We start from the raw sequence: 12,476 nt of genomic DNA, 5'->3' as shown, positions 1-12,476 counted from the left end.
ACCCCCTTTCCCGTGGGCGGCCGGTCCCGTGACCGCCCCGGGTGGTCGTCTCCCGGCGGTTGCCCCCGAAGGGGCCTTGGTGGTTGCCCCCGAAGGGGCCTTGGTGGTCGCCCCCGGAGGCGGCCCGGTGGTCGTGCCCCGGTGGTCGGCCCCGGGTGGTCAGCCCCGCTTGAGGCCGAGGACCTCCGCCGCGGCGAAGGTCTCGTGGGGCGGGCGGTCCGCGTAGTACGGCGAGATCAGCTCGTCCAGCTCGTCGTAGCCGAAGGTCTCCTTCGCGGCGTCGAACTTCGCCGCGACCTTGGGGCGTTCGACGATCGCGACCATGCCTCCGTGGACCACGAACAGCTGCCCGTTGACCTTGGCCGCGGCCGGGGAGGCCAGATAGCCGACCAGCGGGGCGACGTGCTCGGGGGCGAGCGCGTCGAGCCTCCCGTCCTGCGGCTCCTGGAAGCCCGCGAAGACGTCCTCGGTCATCCGGGTGCGGGCCCGCGGGCAGATGACGTTGGCGGTGACCCCGTAGCGGGCCAGGGCGAGGGCGGTGGAGGTGGTGAGGCCGACGATGCCGCCCTTGGCCGCCGCGTAGTTCGGCTGGCCCGCCGAACCGGCCAGGAACGCCTCCGATGAGGTGTTGACGATCCGGCCGTGCACGGGGCCGCCGGACTCCTTCGAGCGGGCGCGCCAGTGCGCGGCGGCGAAGCGGGTGGTGTTGAAGTGGCCCTTGAGGTGGACCCGGATGACGGAGTCCCACTCGTCCTCGGACATCGAGAAGATCATCCGGTCGCGCAGGATGCCCGCGTTGTTGACCAGGATGTCGAGCTTTCCGTAGGTGTCCACGGCCAGCTCGACCAGGGCGCGGGCCTGTTCGTGGTCGGATACGTCGCCGAGGTGCGCGACCGCCCGGCCGCCTGCGGCCCGGATCTCCTCGGCGACCTCCTCGGCGGGCGTGGCGGAGGCCTCGCCGGAGCCGTCGCGGCCCGGCTGTCCGTAGTCGTTGACGACCACGGACGCGCCCAGCCGGGCCAGTTCGAGCGCTTCGGCGCGTCCGAGGCCGCGGCCCGCGCCGGTGACGATCGCGGACCTGCCGTCCAGGGGAAGTGACATCGGATTTCTCTCCAGTCCTCTCGGGAGCGGCCTTCGGTCAGAGTTCGACGCAGGTACGCAGCGACTCGCCGGTCCGCATCTGGTCCAGTGCGTCGTTGATGCCGTCCAGCCGCACCCGGTGGGTGATCATCGACTCGAGGTCGATCCGGCCGGCCCGCCAGAGCGCGATGGCGCGTTCGTAGGAGCGGAGCACGTCGCCGCCGCCGTACATGGAGGGCAGGATCCGCTTCTCGTCGAAGAACAGCTCGAACATGTTGGCCTGGAAGTTGTCGTCCATCGCGCCCGCGCCGACGACGCACAGGGTGCCGCCGCGCCGGGTGTGCTCGTACGCGGTGCGCGCGGTGGCCGACTTGCCGACGACCTCGAAGACGTAGTCGAAGCCCTCGCCCGCGGTGATCCGCTGTTTGGCGTCGGTGAACTCGTCGGGCGAGACCGCCTCGGTCGCGCCGAACCGCAGGGCGGCCTCGCGCCGGGAGGCCACCGGGTCCACAGCCACGATCTGGGCGGCGCCCTGCACCCGGGCCCCCTGGATCGTGGAGATGCCGACGCCGCCGCAGCCGATCACGGCCACCGACGAACCGGCCTCCACCTTCGCGGTGTTGATCGCCGCGCCGAGCCCGGTGGTCACCCCGCAGCCGATCAGCGCGGCGATCTCGAACGGTACGTCGTCGGGGATCGGCACCGCGCAGCCCGCGCCGACGACGACCTCCTCGGTGAAGGTGCCGGTGCCCGCGAAGCCGAAGACGTCACCGCCGGCCCGCTTGAAGTTGGGGGTGCCCGCGTTCATGAACCCGGCCAGGCAGAGGTGGGTCTGGCCGCGCTTGCAGGACGGGCACGCCCCGCAGGCGGGCAGCCAGCAGACCAGGACCCGGTCCCCGGCGCTCAGGCCGGTGACGCCGTCGCCGACGTCCAGGACCTCGCCGGCGCCCTCGTGGCCGGGGATGAACGGGGCGGGCTGCGGCAGCACCCCGCTCATCGCGGAGACGTCGGAGTGGCAGAGTCCGGTGGCCCTGATGCGGAGCCTGACCTTGCCGGGGCCGAAGCCCACCGCCTCGACGTCGTCGAGGACCTCCAGCTTCTCCTGGCCTATCTCGTGAAGTACGGCTGCGCGCATGGTGCGGCTCCCTCTGGATCGGGCGGCTTCGGGTTCGGGTTCGGGGTCCGGCTCACGGGCGCCGGGGCCGGACGTGCCCGGGGCGGCGGTGCCCGGGTCAGGCGTACGCGACGAAGGTGTCGGCGAGGACCGGCGCGTTCTCCCGCTCGACAGCGCTCACCTCCACGCGCACCTCGTTCCCGGCGTCCCACATCTCGATGCGGAGGGTCTCGCCCGGGAAGAAGATCCCGGCGAACCGGGTCCGGTAGGAGCGGACCCGGGACGCGTCGCCGTCGAAGAGCGTGTCGGTGACGGCCTTGAGCGTGATGCCGTAGGTGCACAGCCCGTGCAGGATCGGCCGGTCGAACCCGGCCAGCGCGGCGAACTCGGGGTCGGCGTGCAGCGGGTTCCAGTCCCCCGACAGCCGGTACAGCAGCGCCTGGTCGGGGCGGACCGGCCGTTCCACGACATGGTCCGGGGCTGCCTCCGGTCGGGGGGTCCGCTCGGAGGGGCCGCGTTCGCCGCCGAAGCCGCCCTCGCCCCGTACGAAGATCTGGGCGTCGTTGGTCCACAGCGGGCCCTCGTCGTCGGACGCCTCGCTGCGCAGCACGAGCACGGCCGCCTTGCCCTTGTCGTACACCGCGGCGATCTTCGAGGTCTGTACGGCGCTGCCGGTCACCGGGATCGGCCGGTGCACCCGGACGGTCTGCCCGCCGTGCAGGACGGCGGCACGGTCGATGTCGATGCCGGGCGCGGCGAGGCCGCCGAAGCCGCCCATTCCGGCGCCCGCGACGGTGGCGAAGGAGGGCAGCACCTGGAGCCGCGACTCCAGGGTGTAGCGCAGCTCCCGGGGGTCGACGGCGGGGTCGGCCCGGTCGGGGGCACAGCCCGCGCCGATCCCGAGGTGGTAGAGCTGGACGTCCTTGTGGTCCCAGCCGATGCGGCTGGAGCGGGGTTCGGCGGCGAGCGCCTTTTCGGCGTCAATGGGCATGGGAAGGCTGCTCCTTGGCGGTGGGAAGACCTCGGCGCGGCCGTCCGCACCGTCGGCCGCACCGAGGTCGCGCGGGACCGGCCGCGACGCCTCTTCTAGAACGCGTTCTAGCCGATGGACCCATGTATAACGCAGCGCCCGGCCGTTGGGAAGACCGATGCTGACGCTGCGTCAGATCCACTGTGCCGCCCGGCGCCGGGCGGGCGCGGCCCATGACATATGTCATGGCCGAGTCCGTACGCACGCCCCTGCCCGGCCGCCCTCGCGCTGCGTAGCTTCGGATCCATGACACAGACAACGGGGAACGGGGCCGCCGTGGCCGTCACCGGGGCGGTGCGGACCTTCGGCCGCGCGGGGCACCGGGTGCGGGCGGTGGACGGGATCGACGTGTCCATCGCCCGCGGCGAGACGGTCGCCCTGCTCGGCCGCAACGGCGCGGGCAAGTCCACCACCATCCGGCTGCTGCTCGGCCTCGACCGGCCGGACTCCGGCACGGTGCGGGTCTTGGGGCGGAGCGCCGAGCACGCGGTGCGGGAGGGGCTGGTCGGCGCCATGCTCCAGGACGGGCGGGCGATCCAGAAGGTCACCGTGCGCGAACTGGTCACCTTCGTCGCCTCGACCTACCCGGAGCCGATGCCGGTCGCCGAGGCACTCGACCTGGCCGGGCTGACCCCGTACGCGAACCGGCGCATCGACAAGCTCTCCGGCGGCCAGACCCAGCGCGTCCGCTTCGCCGTCGCCCTGGCCGGCGATCCGGAGCTGATCGTGCTGGACGAGCCGACCGCCGCGCTGGACGTGGAGGCGCGCCGCGTCCTGTGGGAGTCGATCCGGGCGTACGCCCGGCGCGGCAAGACCGTCCTGTTCTCCACCCACTACCTGGAGGAGGCCGACCGGAACGCGGACCGGATCGTCGTCATCGACCGGGGACGGATCGTCGCGGACGGCACCGCCGACGAGCTCCGGGGCGCGGCGGGCGCGAGCCTCGTCTCCTTCGACCTGGCGGGCGGCCCGGCCGAGGGCCTGGAGCGGCTGCCCGGCGTGGTCCTTGTCGAGGTGTCCGGGGACCGGGCGCTGCTGCGTACGGACGACTCCGACGCCACGGTCAGGGAGCTGGCCCGCCGGGACGCGATCCGCGGCCTCCAGGTCTCCCGGGCCACGCTGGAGGACGCCTTCCTCGCCCTCACCACACCTGCCGACCGGGCCCCCGCCGACGACTCCGAGAGGGAGGCCGTGTGATGTTCCGCTACATCGTGCTCGAAATACGCCGGACCCTGCGCGACGCCTTCTTCCTGGTCTTCGGCACCGGAATGCCGGTGATGATGTATCTGCTCTTCACCAACATCGGCGAGAACGACGGTAGTTGGCGCACGTCCTCGATGGTCGGCATGGCCGCGTACGGGGCGCTGGGCTCGGCGATGTCGATCGGTACGGGAGTGGCGTCCGACCGGTCGCTCGGCTGGCTGGACCAGCTGCGGGTCACCCCGCTCTCCCCCGCGCGGGCGGTCGTGGGCCGTGCGGTCAGCGGTTCGGTGACGGTCCTGCCGACGATCCTGACGGTGCTGCTGTCCGGCCGGCTGGTCAACGGGGTGCGGCTGGACGCCTGGCAGTGGATCGTGCTGGTGCTGCTGCTGTGGATCGGGGCGCTGCCCTTCACCATGCTCGGCCTCGGCAACGGCTACCGGCTGACCCCGCAGGGCACCGGAGTGGTCAACATGACGTGCCTGATGGGCTTCGCGGTCGCCGGCGGGCTGTGGTTCCCGCGGGAGGCGCTGCCGGGGTGGCTCGGCACCATCGGCGGGTACACCCCCGCCAACCGCTTCGCCGAGCTGGGCTGGGCCACCACCGAGGGCCACGCGCCCGGCGCGGGCACGGTCGCGGTGCTCTGCGGGTGGCTGCTGTGCTTCGGGGCGTACGCCGTGGTCTCCTACCGTCGGTCGACCAGGACCGTGTGACGGGATCGGGGGAGACGGTCATGACCGGGAACCGGACGGACGAGGCGTGCGAGGGGCGGCGGTCCCGCCTGCGGCTGCGGCGGGGCGGGAAGGCGGGGCGGCGCCCCGGTCCGCCCGGTCCGTTCGCGCTGCTGCCCTGGCTGCTGCTGGGCCTCGGCTCCTTCTCCAACCTCTTCCAGGGCGACGCGTCCAACCCCTGGCTGGGTGGCCTCGGGCTGCTCCTGTTCAACTCCCTCTACGTGTCGGTGGTGTTCCGGGGCTTCGAGCGGTCGAAGCGGGAGAGCCCGGTGTCGTACGTGCTGCTCGGCGCGATGACCGCCGTCACCCTGGCGCTGGCGATCGGGTACGGCGGGAGCTGGCTGCTGTTCTTCCCGCTGCTCTCGCTGGCCTGCGGGACCATTCTGCGCAAGCGGCGGCTGGGGCTGGGGCTGTTCGCGCTCACCGCGGTCGCCGTGGCGGTGGCGGTGTGGCGCGGCGGCTCGGAGCCGTGGACGATCGGCTACGGCACGTTCATCTCCGGGGCGGTGACCTCCGCGATCCTGGCCCTCTCGGAGACCGTGATGGAGCTGCGGGCCACCCGGCAGGAGCTGGCCCGTACGGCCGTGGAGAAGGAGCGGCTGCGGTTCTCCCGGGATCTGCACGACCTGCTGGGCCACACGCTCTCGGTGATCGTGGTCAAGTCGGAGGCCGCGCGCCGGCTCGCCCCGCGCGATCTGGACGCGGCGCTCTCGCAGGTGTCCGACATCGAGGCGGTCGGCCGTCAGGCACTCACCGAGATCCGGGAGGCGGTCACCGGCTACCGGGAGGGCAGCCTCGCCACCGAGCTGGACCGGGCGCGCTCGGCGCTGACCGCCGCCGGGATCGAGCCGGTGCTCCGCCGCTCGGGGCCGCCGCTCGCCCCGCAGACGGAGGCGCTGCTGGGCTGGGTGGTCCGGGAGGCCGTCACCAACGTCGTACGCCACTCCCGCGCGACGAGCTGCTCGTTCGTCCTGGAGGGCGCGGCCGGCCGGGTCCGGCTGACGGTGACGGACGACGGCCCCGGCCCGGACACCCCACCGGTCACCGGCATCGGCGGCACCGGCCTGACCGGGCTCACCGAACGCCTGGCCGCGGCGGGCGGCAGCCTGCGCGCGGGCCCCGATCCGGGCCGCGGCTTCGTGGTGACGGCGGAGCTCCCGTCGGACGGACCAGAGGCGGGCGGGCCGGATCCGGGCGGGGAGGAGCCGGGCGGGAGCCGGCCGGAGCCGTCCCGGGCCCGGTGAGTCACGAACGGACAACGACTACCCGTTCGAGCAGCACCCATGCCGGGTTCCGCGCAGGATCACATTCCATGACGGACGACTCGGACGCGATCTGCCCCCAGTGCCGCACGACGCTGCCGACGGCGGACGACCGGTTCAGCAGCTGGTGCCCGGCCTGCGACTGGAACGTGGACCCGGCCGGTCCGGTCACCGTCTCCAGGAGTGCCTCCCGCGAACTGGCGCGCCACGAGCGTCTGTACCGGCGGACGGCGGAGCACGGCACGGACACCCCACCCCCGAGCGCCGCCCGGTACGTCGCGTTCGCGTTCGCCACCGTCGTCAATCTGGTCACCGTCGCCCTGGCCGTGACCGGGGTGTGGCTGCTGGCCACCGGCACCCGACCCCAGCAGGTGCTGGGTGTCGTCGAACTCCTCGCCGCCTTCATGCTGTTCCCCCGTCCGGGCCGGCCGCCCCGGCACACCGTCGACCGCGCCACCGCGCCCGCGCTCCACGCGCTCGTCGCACGGATCGGCGCCGAGGTCTCCACCCGCCCGCCCGACCTGATCGCCTTCGACACCCGGTACGGGGCCCACTGGGTGTCCGTGGGCCTGCGCCGCCGCCGGGCTCTCGTGCTGGGCCTGCCCCTCTGGGAGACCCTCACCGACGATCAGCGGCTCGCCCTGCTCGTCCACGAACTCGCCCACGCGGCGGACGAGCGACGGCCGCACGCCCGCACGGTCCGCTCCGCGCTGGAGGCGCTGGCGGGCTGGGAGAACCTGCTCAGGCCGGACCCCGAGCAGCCCCGGGCGCACCACGACCTCGCCGGCGGCGGGCGGGCGGGCAACCTCGCCCGGGCCGGCGAGATGGTCGCCCGCCCGCTGCTGGGGCTGCTCTCCCAGGGCGCGCACCTGCTCCACTCGGGGCTGCGGTGGCTGGACCCCCGGTCCGTCGACCGGACGTACCGGGCGGACCGGACGGCCGCCGCCCTCACCACCGCCGCCGCCACGGAATCCCTGCTGCGGACCCTGCTGCTGCGGGAACCGGCCGCCTTCGCCCTGCACCGCGTCACCCGGGGCAGCGGCGATCCGTGGGAGGCGATGCGCGCCTACTGCGCCTCGGTCCCGGACTCCGAACGGGCGCGCCTGCACCGTCTCTCCGAGCTCCGGGGCGACGCGTCCGGCACCGGGAAGCCCCCCACCCATCTGCGTATCCGGTTCGTCGGCACCCTCCCCCGCACCGGACCGACCCTCGCCCCGGCCGGCGACGAGATGCGGGCGCTCGACCGGGAGCTGTCCGCCGTCCGCGCGGCGATCGCCGCGGAGTGCCGGGTGGCGTAGGGCGTCGCGCCGGGGTCAGTGACCGGGCCGGGCGCCCACCCCCAGGAAACGCAGCACGGCCAGCACCCGGCGGTGGTCGGCGTCGGCCCTGGGGAGGTCGAGCTTGGCGAGGATGCTGTTGATGTGCTTGGCGACGGCGCTCTCACTGACCACGAGCCGGGCGGCGATGCCCGCGTTGGAGCGGCCCTCGGCCATCAGGGCGAGCACCTCCCGTTCACGGGCCGTCAGCCGGTCCAGCGGGTCGCTCGACCGCCGTACGAGGAGTTGCGCGACGACCTGCGGGTCCAGCGCGGTACCGCCGTCCGCCACCCGCCGCAGCGCCTCGATGAACTCCTCCACGTCGGCGACACGTTGCTTCAGCAGATAGCCCACGCCGCTGGTGTTGGCGGCGAGCAGCTCGGCCGCGTAGCGCTCCTCGACGTACTGGGAGAGCAGCAGCAGGGCGGTCGCCGGCCGGTCGCGGCGGATCGACAGGGCCGCGCGCACCCCCTCGTCGGTGAAGCCGGGCGGCATGCGGACGTCCACCACGGCCAGGTCGGGCCGGTGCTCCTCGACGGCGGCCAGCAGCCCCTCCGCGTCGCCCGCCTCGGCAACCACCTCGAAGCCGGCCATTTCCACGACCCTGACCAGCCCCATCCGCAGCAGCACGGAGTCCTCGGCGATGACCGCGCGCCGCCTGCCGGACCCGCCGTCTCCCCGTCCGGCGGTGGCACTCGTCAGCTCTGGCACGGCAACTCCACACTCATCATGGTCGGTCCCCCCAGGGGGCTGCTCAGCCGGAACGTTCCGTCGACCGACCGCACGCGCTGGGCGAGCCCTGTGAGGCCGCTCCCTCCGAGGGGGTCGGCACCGCCCGGACCGTCGTCCACGATCACCACCCGCAGTATCGCGCCCAGCAGCGTGACCGTCACATCCGCCCGGGTCGCCTCCCGCGCGTGCTTGGCGACATTGGCCAGCGCCTCGGACACCACGAAGTAGGCCACCGCCTCCACCGCCGGTGCCGGCCGGCGCGGCAGGTCCGCCAGGAGCCGTACAGGGAGCGGGGCACGGGCCGCGAGCCCGGAGAGCGCGGCGTCCAGGCCGAGTTCGTCCAGTACCGCCGGGTGCAGGCCGCGTACCAGGTCGTTCAGCTCCTCGATCGCCTCCATCGCCTCCCGGTGCGCCGTGTCGATCACCTCGCGCGCCTCCGGCGGCAGATCCGTCAGCGTGGCCCTGGCCAGGCCCAGGTTGAGTGCCAGCGACACCAGCCGCTGCTGCGCGCCGTCGTGCAGGTCCCGTTCGATGCGCCGCCGCTCCGCGTCCGCCGCGTCGACCGCGCCGGCCCGGCTCTCGGTGAGGTCCTGGACGCGGCGCGCCAGGTCCTCCCTGCCGCCCCGGCCGAGCAGTGCGGGGCCCACCCGGCTCTCCAGGCGTACGAGGGCGGCGGCCAGGCCCGGTACGGCGGCCAGCACGGCCAGTCCCACCAGGGACACCGAGACCGTCCACGTCGCGCTGCCGAGGAACCCCGCCCGCCACTGCGCGGGCAGCGCGTACACCCACCCGGGGGCAAGTGCCGCGACCGCCCCGGTCGGCAGCAGCCCGACCACGATCCCTTCGAGCGTGCCGAGCACCGCCCCGGCCAGGCAGTGGTAGCCGATCCGCCGCCACGGCCGGCGCCGTCCCGGGCGCGGTATGTCGACGCCGAGCAGCCGCCGGAAGCGCCGGCGTTGGGCCGCGGTCAGCACCGGCAGGCAGCAGGCCGCCAGCACCAGCGTGATCCCGAGGACCACCGGCGTGCTGTCGTCCCCTCCCTCGACGGTCTCCCACATCAGGCCGAAGGCCATGAACAGCGCGAAACCCAGGACGAGATGGAGCGGCAGCCCCAGGGCGAGGAAGGAGACGTCGCGGGACAGGCGGGCAAGTGCCCGCCGCTGCCGGGGCGGTAGCTGCATCGTCCCACCGTAGAGGCGCGTCTTCACGGCCCGCCATGAACCTCTCGTCCGTTCCGGAGGTGCAACTGGTGCCACCCCAGGACGGAAAGCGGTGTTACTGACTCCGGGCGGCGCGGAACGGAGGGTTGTCCGGGGGTCCAACGGCTGGACCCGCGCTACGGAACGAGGCCCCGACGTGCCCCTTGCCGCCTTCGGCCCGCCGTCCTCCGGCTGGGGTCGCCCCGCGGCCGACAGCACCTGCCGCCCCGGCCGTGTCCGGCGCCGACAGGGGCTCGTGCTCACGGGGGCGGGCCTCGTGCTGCTTCCCTGGCTCGGCTACCTCGCCGGTTCCCTTCCGCCCGCCGAGTCCGCCGCCTGGGTCGTCCTCGACGCCCTGGAGGCCGCCGCGCTGCTCGCCGCCGGGCACCGCCTGCTGCGGGGCGACGCCCGGCACCGTGCTCCCTCGGCCGCCGCGGCGCTGCTGCTCCTCGCCGACGCCTGCGCCGATCTCGCCACCGCCGCCCCCGGGCCGGAGCTGGCCGTCGCCGTCGTCATGGCCGTGGCCGCGGAGCTCCCCCTCGCGGCCCTGTGCGCGGCGGTCGCGGTGCGCGGACACTCCTTCGGCGCGCACGCGGACGGCTCCGAACCGCGGGGCAGCGCCTAATCTGTCCCGCGTGAACGAGATGCCGCAGGACCACCGCCCGGCACGGCTCACCCGGGTGCTCCTCGCCGAGGACCAGGGGATGATGCGGGGCGCGCTCGCGCTGCTGCTCGGGCTGGAGCCGGACATCGAGGTCGTGGCGCAGGTCGGTGCCGGGGACGAGATCGTGGCGGCCGCGTTGCGGTTCCGGCCGGACGTGGCGCTGCTGGACATCGAACTGCCGGGGCGCAGCGGGCTGGACGCCGCCGCGGATCTGCGTACGGAGGTGCCGGACTGCCGGGTGCTGATCCTGACCACGTTCGGCCGCCCCGGCTATCTGCGCCGGGCGATGGAGGCCGGGGCGGCCGGTTTCCTGGTCAAGGACGGTCCGGTCGAGGAGCTGGCGGTGGCGGTGCGGCGGGTGCTGGCCGGGGAGACGGTGATCGATCCGGCTCTGGCCGCCGCCGCGCTCAGCGCCGGGCCCAGCCCGCTCACCGCGCGCGAACGGGACGCGCTGAACGCCTCGGTGGACGGGGCGACGGTCGCCGACATCGCGGCGAAGCTGCATCTTTCGGAGTCCACCGTGCGCAACTATCTGTCCGCTGCGATCGGCAAGACCGGCACCCGCAACCGGATGGAGGCGGTGCGGGCGGCGCGGCAGCAGGGCTGGCTCTGAGGGCCGGCTCCGGAGCGCGGCCGGACGGGACGGCGCGGGCCGCGTCCGGCCCTCCTGCCGCTCCAGATCCGCGAGGGCCTGTGGCGACCGCACGCCACGGGCCGGGCCCACAGCGGCCTTCAAGCCCGCCGGCGTTCTCCCGCAGGACGGTGAAGCCCGGCTCGTCGGCTTCGGCATGGCATGGCATGGCACCGGAGACGGAAGGCACCCATGCCCCCGCCCCCGCCCCCGCGTTCGCCGCGCCCGGCTGCGCGCCCCCGGGCCGCCGTGGGGCCGGTCGGCGAACGCGGGGTGTCCCGTCACCCCTGGCGCCGCAGCAGGGTCACCACGGCGGCGCCGCCGAGGCCGATGTTGTGGGCGAGGCCGGTGCGGGCGCCGTGCACCTGACGGTCGCCCGCCTCGCCCCGCAGCTGCCAGGTGAGTTCGGCGACCTGGGCGATGCCGGTGGCGCCGAGCGGGTGGCCCTTGGAGATCAGCCCGCCGGAGGGGTTGACCACCCAGCGCCCGCCGTACGTGGTGGCGCCGGACTCGACGAGCTTGCCGGACTCGCCCTCGCCGCACAGGCCGAGCGCCTCGTAGGTGAGGAGTTCGTTGATGGAGAAGCAGTCGTGGAGCTCGATGACGTCCAGGTCGGCGGCCGAGAGCCCGGCCGCCTCGTACACCTGGCGGGCGGCGGCCCGCGACATCGGCAGGCCCACCGCGTCGATGCAGGTGCCCGAGGCGAAGGAGTCGCCGGTGTCGGTGGTCATGGCCTGGGCGGCGATCTCCACCGCCCGGTCGCCGAGGTCGTGGCGTTCGACGAAGCGCTCCGACACGACGACGGCGGCGGCCGCGCCGTCGGAGGTGGGTGAGCACTGGAGCTTGGTCAGCGGGCGGTGGATGGTCTTCGCGGCGAGGATCTCCTCGACCGTGTACGGGTCCTGGAACTGGGCGTACGGGTTGTTGACCGAGTGCCGGTGGTTCTTGGCGCCGACGGCGGCGAGCTGCGCCTCGGTGGTCCCGTACCGTGCCATGTGCTCGCGGGCCGCGTTGCCGAAGATCTGGGCGGTGGGCGGGCTCATCTCGAAGCCGTGGGCGGCGGCCATGACCCCGTAGTGCCGGGCGACCGGCGAGGTCTTGAAGTCGGCGGCGCCGCCGTCCGCGCCCCCGCCGCCGAGTGCGCCGCGCGCCATCTTCTCGAAGCCGAGCGCGAGGACGCAGTCGCTGCCGCCGCCCTCGACGAACTGGCGGGCCGCCATCAGGGCGCTGGAGCCGGTGGCGCAGTTGTTGTTGACGTTGTAGACGGGGATGCCGGTCAGGCCCAGTCCGTAGACGGCGCGCTGGCCGGCGGTGGAGGGCTGGAAGCAGTAGCCGACGACGGCCTGCTGGATCCGCTCGTAGTCGAGCGAGGCGTCGGCGAGCGCCGCCGTCCCGGCCTCCTTCGCCATGTCCCAGTACTGCCAGTCGCGGGTCTCGGGCTTCTCGAACTTCGTCATGCCGACGCCGACGACGTACGCCTTCATGAGTTTCATGGGTTTCACGGGGCGGTCCCTTCG

The 12,476-nt window shown here is 74.1% G+C and carries 12 protein-coding genes; 6 read left to right on the top strand and 6 right to left on the bottom strand.

Annotated features, from left to right (window positions below):
* Positions 1-159: 159 nt before the first annotated feature.
* The 3 genes from ACFCV8_RS07815 to ACFCV8_RS07805 all read right to left on the bottom strand — a co-directional run bounded on the left by ACFCV8_RS07815 (position 160) and on the right by ACFCV8_RS07805 (position 3,185).
* Positions 160-1,101, bottom strand: a complete 942-nt coding sequence (locus ACFCV8_RS07815) for a 3-oxoacyl-ACP reductase (protein WP_376684384.1) — start codon at positions 1,099-1,101, stop codon at positions 160-162.
* Positions 1,102-1,138: 37 nt separating this feature from the next.
* On the bottom strand, positions 1,139-2,215 hold the full coding sequence (locus tag ACFCV8_RS07810) for a Zn-dependent alcohol dehydrogenase (RefSeq protein WP_376684383.1): 1,077 nt from the start codon (positions 2,213-2,215) through the stop codon (positions 1,139-1,141).
* A gap of 97 nt (positions 2,216-2,312) precedes the next feature.
* Positions 2,313-3,185, bottom strand: a complete 873-nt coding sequence (locus ACFCV8_RS07805) for a MaoC/PaaZ C-terminal domain-containing protein (protein WP_376684382.1) — start codon at positions 3,183-3,185, stop codon at positions 2,313-2,315.
* Positions 3,186-3,470: 285 nt separating this feature from the next.
* On the opposite strand from ACFCV8_RS07805, the gene ACFCV8_RS07800 reads away from it, so the two are divergent.
* The 4 genes from ACFCV8_RS07800 (at position 3,471) to ACFCV8_RS07785 (ending at position 7,715) form a co-directional block, all read left to right on the top strand.
* Positions 3,471-4,421, top strand: coding sequence for an ABC transporter ATP-binding protein (locus ACFCV8_RS07800; RefSeq protein ID WP_376684381.1), 951 nt, complete (start codon positions 3,471-3,473; stop codon positions 4,419-4,421).
* Positions 4,421-5,137, top strand: a complete 717-nt coding sequence (locus ACFCV8_RS07795; protein WP_376684380.1) for an ABC transporter permease — start codon at positions 4,421-4,423, stop codon at positions 5,135-5,137. The genes ACFCV8_RS07800 and ACFCV8_RS07795 overlap by 1 nt, the downstream gene beginning before the upstream one ends.
* A 20-nt stretch (positions 5,138-5,157) precedes the next feature.
* Entirely contained in the window at positions 5,158-6,399 is a 1,242-nt protein-coding gene (locus tag ACFCV8_RS07790) for a sensor histidine kinase (RefSeq protein WP_376684379.1), read from the top strand.
* Between the two features lie 68 nt (positions 6,400-6,467).
* Positions 6,468-7,715 (top strand): hypothetical protein, encoded by a 1,248-nt coding sequence (locus ACFCV8_RS07785; protein WP_376684378.1) that lies wholly within the window; start codon positions 6,468-6,470, stop codon positions 7,713-7,715.
* A gap of 15 nt (positions 7,716-7,730) precedes the next feature.
* Here ACFCV8_RS07785 and ACFCV8_RS07780 read toward each other — a convergent pair whose 3' ends face one another.
* Entirely contained in the window at positions 7,731-8,435 is a 705-nt protein-coding gene (locus tag ACFCV8_RS07780) for a response regulator (protein ID WP_376684388.1), read from the bottom strand.
* The gene (locus tag ACFCV8_RS07775) at positions 8,432-9,646 is read right to left on the bottom strand and encodes a sensor histidine kinase (RefSeq protein ID WP_376684377.1); all 1,215 of its coding nucleotides are present in this window, start codon (positions 9,644-9,646) and stop codon (positions 8,432-8,434) included. Before ACFCV8_RS07775 ends, ACFCV8_RS07780 begins: the two co-directional genes overlap by 4 nt.
* 175 nt (positions 9,647-9,821) lie before the next feature.
* Between ACFCV8_RS07775 and ACFCV8_RS07770 the strand changes: the two genes are divergently transcribed.
* Positions 9,822-10,289 (top strand): hypothetical protein, encoded by a 468-nt coding sequence (locus ACFCV8_RS07770; RefSeq protein ID WP_376684376.1) that lies wholly within the window; start codon positions 9,822-9,824, stop codon positions 10,287-10,289.
* A gap of 19 nt (positions 10,290-10,308) precedes the next feature.
* Entirely contained in the window at positions 10,309-10,941 is a 633-nt protein-coding gene (locus ACFCV8_RS07765) for a response regulator (RefSeq protein ID WP_376684387.1), read from the top strand.
* Between the two features lie 299 nt (positions 10,942-11,240).
* On the opposite strand, the gene ACFCV8_RS07760 is transcribed toward ACFCV8_RS07765, so the two are convergent.
* Positions 11,241-12,443, bottom strand: a complete 1,203-nt coding sequence (locus ACFCV8_RS07760) for a lipid-transfer protein (RefSeq protein WP_376684386.1) — start codon at positions 12,441-12,443, stop codon at positions 11,241-11,243.
* Positions 12,444-12,476 lie beyond the last annotated feature (33 nt).

The sequence above is a fragment of the Streptomyces sp. NPDC056347 genome, from assembly GCF_042262625.1.
In the GTDB taxonomy this organism is placed as follows: Bacteria; Actinomycetota; Actinomycetes; order Streptomycetales; family Streptomycetaceae; genus Streptomyces.
Note: the sequence above shows the minus strand (reverse complement) of the source record. Positions and strands in the feature narration are given on the sequence as shown.

Excerpts from the sequence above, each read along its gene's own strand:
- ACFCV8_RS07800 (WP_376684381.1), top strand. The coding sequence starts at position 3,471 with ATGACACAGACAACGGGGAACGGGGCCGCCGTGGCCGTCACCGGGGCG.
- ACFCV8_RS07805 (WP_376684382.1), bottom strand. The coding sequence starts at position 3,185 with ATGCCCATTGACGCCGAAAAGGCGCTCGCCGCCGAACCCCGCTCCAGC.
- ACFCV8_RS07775 (WP_376684377.1), bottom strand. The coding sequence starts at position 9,646 with ATGCAGCTACCGCCCCGGCAGCGGCGGGCACTTGCCCGCCTGTCCCGC.
- ACFCV8_RS07795 (WP_376684380.1), top strand. The coding sequence starts at position 4,421 with ATGTTCCGCTACATCGTGCTCGAAATACGCCGGACCCTGCGCGACGCC.
- ACFCV8_RS07815 (WP_376684384.1), bottom strand. The coding sequence starts at position 1,101 with ATGTCACTTCCCCTGGACGGCAGGTCCGCGATCGTCACCGGCGCGGGC.
- ACFCV8_RS07790 (WP_376684379.1), top strand. The coding sequence starts at position 5,158 with ATGACCGGGAACCGGACGGACGAGGCGTGCGAGGGGCGGCGGTCCCGC.
- ACFCV8_RS07810 (WP_376684383.1), bottom strand. The coding sequence starts at position 2,215 with ATGCGCGCAGCCGTACTTCACGAGATAGGCCAGGAGAAGCTGGAGGTC.
- ACFCV8_RS07785 (WP_376684378.1), top strand. The coding sequence starts at position 6,468 with ATGACGGACGACTCGGACGCGATCTGCCCCCAGTGCCGCACGACGCTG.
- ACFCV8_RS07760 (WP_376684386.1), bottom strand. The coding sequence starts at position 12,443 with ATGAAGGCGTACGTCGTCGGCGTCGGCATGACGAAGTTCGAGAAGCCC.
- ACFCV8_RS07765 (WP_376684387.1), top strand. The coding sequence starts at position 10,309 with ATGCCGCAGGACCACCGCCCGGCACGGCTCACCCGGGTGCTCCTCGCC.